This window comes from uncultured Hyphomicrobium sp. (assembly GCF_902826555.1).
GTDB lineage: Bacteria > Pseudomonadota > Alphaproteobacteria > Rhizobiales > Hyphomicrobiaceae > Hyphomicrobium_C.
In genome coordinates, this window is sequence record NZ_CADEFI010000071.1 from 1 (window position 1) to 6,901 (window position 6,901).

7 protein-coding genes are annotated in these 6,901 nt (G+C 63.3%); all 7 read left to right on the forward strand.

Annotated elements, in window-relative coordinates:
* Nucleotides 1–1,260, forward strand: a 1,260-nt coding sequence (gene infB, locus QZV93_RS17355) for a translation initiation factor IF-2 (protein ID WP_295559954.1), incomplete at its 5' end; no start/stop codon positions are given.
* Nucleotides 1,261–1,422: 162 nt separating this feature from the next.
* The gene (gene rbfA / locus QZV93_RS17360; RefSeq protein WP_295559956.1) at nt 1,423–1,821 is read left to right on the forward strand and encodes a 30S ribosome-binding factor RbfA; all 399 of its coding nucleotides are present in this window, start codon (nt 1,423–1,425) and stop codon (nt 1,819–1,821) included.
* Nucleotides 1,822–1,825: 4 nt separating this feature from the next.
* On the forward strand, nt 1,826–2,395 hold the full coding sequence (locus tag QZV93_RS17365; protein WP_295559958.1) for a YcxB family protein: 570 nt from the start codon (nt 1,826–1,828) through the stop codon (nt 2,393–2,395).
* Between the two features lies 1 nt (nt 2,396).
* Nucleotides 2,397–3,314 (forward strand): tRNA pseudouridine(55) synthase TruB, encoded by a 918-nt coding sequence (gene truB, locus QZV93_RS17370; RefSeq protein ID WP_295559960.1) that lies wholly within the window; start codon nt 2,397–2,399, stop codon nt 3,312–3,314.
* Nucleotides 3,315–3,445: 131 nt separating this feature from the next.
* On the forward strand, nt 3,446–4,654 hold the full coding sequence (locus QZV93_RS17375; RefSeq protein ID WP_295559964.1) for a S41 family peptidase: 1,209 nt from the start codon (nt 3,446–3,448) through the stop codon (nt 4,652–4,654).
* 312 nt (nt 4,655–4,966) lie between these two features.
* Nucleotides 4,967–5,236 carry a 30S ribosomal protein S15 gene (rpsO, locus tag QZV93_RS17380; RefSeq protein ID WP_295559961.1) on the forward strand — a complete coding sequence of 90 codons (270 nt, stop codon included), beginning with the start codon at nt 4,967–4,969 and terminating at the stop codon, nt 5,234–5,236.
* A 171-nt stretch (nt 5,237–5,407) separates the two neighbouring features.
* Nucleotides 5,408–6,901, forward strand: a 1,494-nt coding sequence (gene pnp / locus QZV93_RS17385) for a polyribonucleotide nucleotidyltransferase (RefSeq protein ID WP_295559963.1), incomplete at its 3' end; no start/stop codon positions are given.

Sequence of the window (6,901 nt, forward strand, 5' to 3'; positions counted from 1 at the left end):
GCCGACGACGGCGTCATGCCGCAGACGGTGGAGGCGATCAACCACGCCAAGGCGGCGCAGGTGCCGATCATCGTGGCGATCAACAAGATCGACAAGCCGCAGTCGGACCCGAAGCGCGTTCAGACCGAGCTCCTGCAACATGAGATCGTGGTCGAGAGCATGGGCGGCGAGACGCTCGAGATTCCGGTCTCGGCGCTGAAGCGTACCAATCTCGACAAGCTGCTCGAGGCGATCCACCTGCAATCGGAAATCCTCGAGCTCAAGGCCAATCCGGATCGTTCGGCCGAGGGCATCGTCATCGAGGCGAAGCTCGAGCGCGGGCGCGGACCGGTGGGTACCGTGCTCGTTCAGCGCGGCACGCTGCATGTGGGCGACATCGTCGTGGCCGGTACGGCCTGGGGCCGCGTGCGCGCGCTCGTCGACGACAAGGGCGATAATGTCGCGAGTGCCGGACCGTCGATTCCGGTGGAGATTCTCGGTTTCAACTCGGCGCCGGAAGCTGGCGATCAGATCGCCGTGGTCGAGAACGAGGGCCGCGCGCGCGAGATCACCGACTACCGAATCCGCAAGCGTCGCGAGACGCTGGGTGGTGCGGGAACGGCTCGCACGCTCGAGCAGATGATGCAGCAGCTCAAGGAGGCCGGGAAGAAGGAGTTCCCGCTCGTCATCAAGGGCGACGTGCAGGGCTCGGTGGAAGCGATCGCGGGCTCGCTCGACAAGCTGGGTACCAGCGAAGTCATGGCGCGCATCGTGCATTCCGGCGTCGGCGGCATCACGGAATCGGATATCGCGCTGGCCTCGGCGTCGAAGGCGGTCGTCATCGGCTTCAACGTGCGTGCCAACACGCAGGCGAAGCAGGCGGCCGATAGCCAGGGCATCGAGATCCGCTACTACAACATCATTTACGATCTGGTGGATGACGTGAAAGCGGCCATGTCGGGCCTACTCGCGCCGACCAAGCGCGAGGTGTTCCTCGGCTACGCCTCCATCAAGCAGGTGTTCAACATCTCGAAGGTCGGCAAGGTTGCGGGCTGCGTGGTGACGGAGGGCAAGGTCGAGCGTGGCGCGAAGGTGCGCCTGCTGCGCGACAAGGTCGTCATTCACGAGGGCACGCTGTCGATCCTGAAGCGCTTCAAGGACGAGGTGAGGGAAGTTCCGGCCGGCCAGGAATGCGGCATGGCGTTCGCGAACTACCAGGACATCCGCGAAGGCGACGAGATCGAGTGCTTCCAGGTGGAGACCATCAAGAGAAGTCTCTGATGCACTCACGGCCGTGTTCCGTTCGCCGTTCGGCGAACGGGCGGCCTCCGTGGGGCGGGCCATTTGGCCCGGGTCGCCTTGCTCCCCGGCCCCCTTTGGGGGCCGACATTTGTTAAGAGAGGCTTTGGCCTCGTGCCGGTTCGATTCCGGTGGGAAGACGATATGTCCAGAAAAAAAGCTAATTCGGCGAAGGGGCCGTCGCAGCGGCAGTTGCGGGTAGGGGAGCTTGTCCGCCACAAGCTCGCGGAGATGCTGGCCCGCGGCGAAATCTACGATGAGGTGCTGGCGTCGCACGTCGTGACGATCACGGAGGTGCGCATGTCGCCGGACCTGCGATTGGCGACGGTTTACGTCATGCCGCTCGGCGGCAAGGACACCAAGGTGGTTCTCGAGGCTTTGACCCGCAACAGCAAGTTCATCCGCGGGGAGGTTGCGCACGCCGTGGACCTTCGCGTGGCGCCCGAGGTCCGTTTCCGCGAGGACGAGACGTTCGAGGAGGTCAATCGCATCGACCGGCTCCTGCACAGCGAGCGTATGCGCCGGGATGTGGAGAAGGACTAGCCCCGTGCTGGACCGCGAGCTCACGTATCACGTTCCGTTCAAGCGGCTGGTAAAGCTCAGCCGTACCATGAGCCGAAAAGCCTTCGGGCGCGTTTGGCTGGTGACCGTGGGCTGGATCGCGGTGTTTCTTCTTACGTGCTTTGCCGGACCGTTCGTGGAGCAGCGACTCGCGGTGATGGGATGGCCTGACGGGGCGGGTTTTCTGGTTTTGCTTACTCTATTTCTCGCGGGGATCTTCGTCATCAGGGCGTGGGCGCAGCGGCAATCCAAATCGCGCGCCGACTACGATGCCGAGGTGACGTTCCGGCAGGAGCCCGGCGGACTGCGCATCGACACCAACAACATCGAGTACTATCTCAAGTGGAGAGGCATTGCGCAGATCCTGATCGAGCCCGATGGGCTCGTCGTCTCGCATGGAAACCTGTTCTTTTTCGTGCCGAACGACGCATTTGCCTCGCTGGGCGAGCGCGATCAGCTCGTGCGTGAGATATTCGCGAACATCGGCCAGGACGCGAAAGACCGCAGCATTGCACATCTCGGGCAAGCGTTGGTCGCTCCCGCGGGAGGGACTTGAAGTGGCACGACGCAAGAAGGGCAATCCGGTTCACGGCTGGCTGGTGCTCGACAAGCCGCTCGAGATGACGTCGACGCGCGCGGTTGGCATCCTGAAGCGGCTCTACTTCGCGCAGAAAGTGGGGCATGCGGGGACGCTCGATCCGCTGGCCACCGGCATCCTGCCGATCGCATTCGGGGAAGCGACGAAGACGGTGTCATTCGCGGTCGACGGCGAGAAGGTGTACCGCTTCACGGTGCGCTGGGGAGCGGAAACGGTGACGGACGACGCCGAAGGCAACGTGATCGCGACCGGCAACAGCCGGCCGACGGTCGGCGACATCGAGGCGCTGCTGCCGCAGTTCACGGGCGAGATCATGCAGGTGCCGCCGCAATTCTCCGCCATCAAGGTCGATGGCGAGCGGGCATACGCGCTGGCACGCGACGGCGAGGAGGTCGTACTCGAGGCGCGGCCGGTCGTCATCGATGAACTGCGTCTCGTCGACGTTCCGGACGGCAATACGGCGGTGTTCGAAGCGCGTTGCGGCAAGGGTACCTACGTACGCGCGATCGCGCGCGACATGGGCCGTGCGCTGGGCTGCCGCGGACATGTGATCGGGCTTCGGAGGACACGCGTCGGACCGTTTGCCGAGGACGAATCCGTCGGGCTCGACGAGATCGAGGACGCGGCGGAGGCGGGCGAAGATCTGACATCGTTTCTGCAGCCGGTCGAGATGGCACTTGGGAACATCCTGGAGGTGAACGTCAGCCCGTCGGATGCAGCCGATCTCGCGCAGGGGCGCAGCATCCTGATCCGCGGGCGCGACGCGCCAATCCTGGGCGGGGCGGCGTATGCGATGTCCAAGGGCCGGATCATCGCCTTGGGCGAGATCGAGAAAGGTGCGCTGCACCCGACGCGGGTGTTCAATTTCGGCGGCTAGGTTTTCTCGATCCGCTCCGGGAAGATCCGCATCTGGTCAACGGGCGGCGCGCACCTATATACGCAGCCATGCGTATTTCGAACCCTGCGTACGGACATTTTTCATCGCTTCGAACCGCCTTTGTCTTGGCGGTGATTGCGGGGTTTCTGGCGTATGCAGGCCAAGCGCCCGCGTGGGCGCGACAGGAGCCTGGCGCCGAGATCTTCGACGAAGCCGCGCGCATCGTGCGCAACAATTTCTACGATGCGCAGCTCAAGGGACGTGACTGGGATGACGTGATTGCCCGTCACCGTCCGCAGTATCTTTCCGCGGAGAGCAAGCAAGGCAGGGCTGCCGCCATCAATGCCATGTTGGCGGAACTCGATGCCTCGCACATGATCTACGCCACGGACGAGGAGCCGTCTTACTATCAGCTCGTCGATATTTTCCGGTTTGGACTCAGGAACGATCTTCAGAAGCACTTTCCCAACGGCGTCTCCTACCCCGGCATCGGCATCTTCACGCGCGAGATCGAGGGCAGGACGTTCATCACAGGCATTCTTGCGGGAAGCGCTGCCGGCAAGGCCGATCTCAAGACGGGCGATGAGATCCTGACCGTCGATGGTGCGCCGTTTCAACCGGTGCGGTCGTTCCGGGACAAGGTCGGCTCGGCGGTCACGCTTTCGATCCGCCGCGAACGGGACGGGCCCGTCTCCGTCGTCGAGGTGCGCCCCGAGCGCATCGAACCCGGCAAGGCGTTCCGCGCCGCCATGCGCGACAGCGCTCGCCTCATCGAGGCCGCGGGCAAGCGTATCGGCTACATCCATGTCTGGTCGTACGCCGGGCAGGACTACCAGGACATTCTCGAGGAGGAGCTTGCCACAGGGAAGCTCAAGGACGCAGACGCTCTGATCTGGGATCTGCGCGACGGGTGGGGAGGAGCGCGGCCGCATTTCCTCGATCTCTTCAACGCGCGTGCGCCGGATCTGACATTCACGGACCGCACGGGCAAAACCTCATTCGCGAGCTTCAAATGGCGCAAGCCGGTGGCGATGCTGATCAACAACGGCACGCGCAGCGGCAAGGAGGTGCTTGCCTACGGGTTCAAAAAGTATGGCTATGGCGAGGTGATCGGCACGCGCACGGCTGGGGCGCTGCTGGCCGGCCGCGGTTTCCTGCTCTCAGACGGCAGCTTTCTGATGGTCGCCGTGAACGACGTGGCCGTGGATGCGGGTGAGCGGCTGGAAGGCGTGGGCGTGGCGCCGACGATCGAGGTTCCGTTCGATATTCCGTATGCCGCCGGGGCAGATCCGCAGCTTGATGAGGCGGTGCGGGTCCTGAGCGAGGGGTCGCGGGGCTAGGGTGCTTGTTGCAGTCATTGCAACGATGGTTCGCGCACATGCAACTTTCTTTCAAATTTATGCAATAAATTCAATGGGTACGGCGAGCGTCCGTGCGCAACGGCGGCTATCCTTGTTTCGATTATCGCAACTTTCCCTCGCCCGCCGTTCTCGAATGTGTATAAAGCGCCATCCTGCTCGGCCTCAGGGCTTGGAGTGGGATTCATTGCGACCTGGCTGGACGACATCCCGGCTATGGCCGTTTTCCCGGCCGGCCTGCTCGACTCTATCGAGTCCCAAGCGGCTGGCCCTCCAAATCGAAAGGAGAACCCGATGTCGCTGACGCTCGAACACAAGACCAAGGTTATCAAGGACAACGCCACCAAGGCGAACGATACCGGCTCACCCGAGGTGCAGGTTGCAATTCTGACCGAGCGCATCAACGGCCTTACCGAGCACTTCAAGGCGCACAAGAAAGACAATCACTCGCGTCGCGGCTTGCTCAAAATGGTGAGCCAGCGCCGTCAGCTTCTGGATTATGTGAAGCGCAAGGACGAAGCGCGCTACCAGAAGATCATCGAGAAGCTTGGAATTCGCCGCTGAGCGCGCGCTTTTCCGGGCTGGCGATGGCAGAGCTTTCCGGCTCCGAAACCTCGTGATTTAGAGGAAAGACGGGCGTCGCAAACCTTTTGGGTTCGCGGCGCCGTCGGCATTCGTGCTAAGGAAGCCGCGCATCAAAGAGACATGAAACAGAGATAGAACGAAAGAACGAGCATGTTCGATATTCATCGCGTGGAAATTGAATGGGGCGGGCGCAAGCTCAAGCTCGAAACCGGGCACATGGCCCGCCAGGCGGATGCCGCCGTCTATGCGCAGTATGGCGAGACCAGCGTTTTGGCGACGGTCGTCGGCGCCAAGAGCCCGAAACCGGGCATCGATTTCTTCCCGCTCACCGTCAACTACCAGGAGCGCACGTACGCCGCGGGCAAGATCCCGGGCGGCTACTTCAAGCGCGAGGGGCGCCCCACCGAGAAGGAGACGCTGACCTCGCGTCTCATCGACCGTCCGATCCGCCCGCTGTTCGTCGACGGCTTCAAGAACGAAGTGCAGGTCGTCGTGACGGTGTTGTCGCATGACCTCGAGAACGATCCGGACATCGTCGGCATGGTTGCAGCCTCAGCGGCGCTGACGCTTTCGGGCCTGCCGTTCCTCGGACCGATCGGCGCGGCGCGTGTCGGCGTGATCGGCGGCGAGTGCGTGCTCAATCCGATGATCGACGAGATGACCGAGAGCTCGCTCGATCTCGTCATCGCCGGCACCGAGGATGCCGTGATGATGGTCGAGAGCGAGGCCAAGGAGCTTTCCGAAAAGCTGATGCTCGAGGCCGTGATGTTCGGCCACAAGCACTTCCAGCCGGTGATCCAAGCCATCATCAAGCTGGCCGAGAAGGCCGCCAAGGAGCCGTGGGACATCAAGCTTCCCGAAACGGACAAGTACAAGGCGCAGGTGAAGACGATCGCCGGCGATCTCCTCAAGACCGCCTTCTCGACCAAGGAGAAGGGCAAGCGTCAGGATCTGGTGGCCGAGGCCAAGAAGAAGGTGATCGAGGGCATCGAGATTCCGGCCGACGACGCCAACGAGAAGGTGCTGCTGACGGGCGCCTTCAAGGCGCTGGAAATGGACATCATGCGCGGCGACGTCTTGAAGACGAAGCGGCGCATCGACGGACGCGATCTCGAGACGGTGCGTCCGATCCTCTCCGAGGTGCACGTGCTGCCGCGTACGCACGGCTCGGCGCTGTTCACGCGCGGCGAGACGCAGGCGCTCGTCGTGGCGACGCTCGGCACAGGCGAGGACGAGCAGTACATCGACAGCCTCGAGGGCACGAAGAAGGAGCGCTTCCTGCTCCACTACAACTTCCCGCCCTACTCGGTCGGCGAGACGGGCCGCATGGGCTCTCCGGGGCGCCGCGAGATTGGCCACGGCAAGCTCGCCTGGCGCGCCATCCGCCCGCTGCTGCCCAAGGCTGATGAGTTCCCCTACACGCTGCGCGTGGTCTCCGAGATCACGGAGAGCAACGGCTCGTCGTCGATGGCGACCGTGTGCGGTACGTCGCTGGCTCTGATGGATGCCGGTGTGCCGCTGCGCTCGCCGGTGGCGGGCATTGCCATGGGCCTGATCAAGGAAGGCGAGGACTTCGCAGTGCTCTCCGACATCCTGGGCGACGAGGACCATCTCGGCGACATGGACTTCAAGGTGGCCGGTACG

Excerpts from the sequence above, each read along its gene's own strand:
- rpsO (WP_295559961.1), top strand. The coding sequence starts at position 4,967 with ATGTCGCTGACGCTCGAACACAAGACCAAGGTTATCAAGGACAACGCC.
- rbfA (WP_295559956.1), top strand. The coding sequence starts at position 1,423 with ATGTCCAGAAAAAAAGCTAATTCGGCGAAGGGGCCGTCGCAGCGGCAG.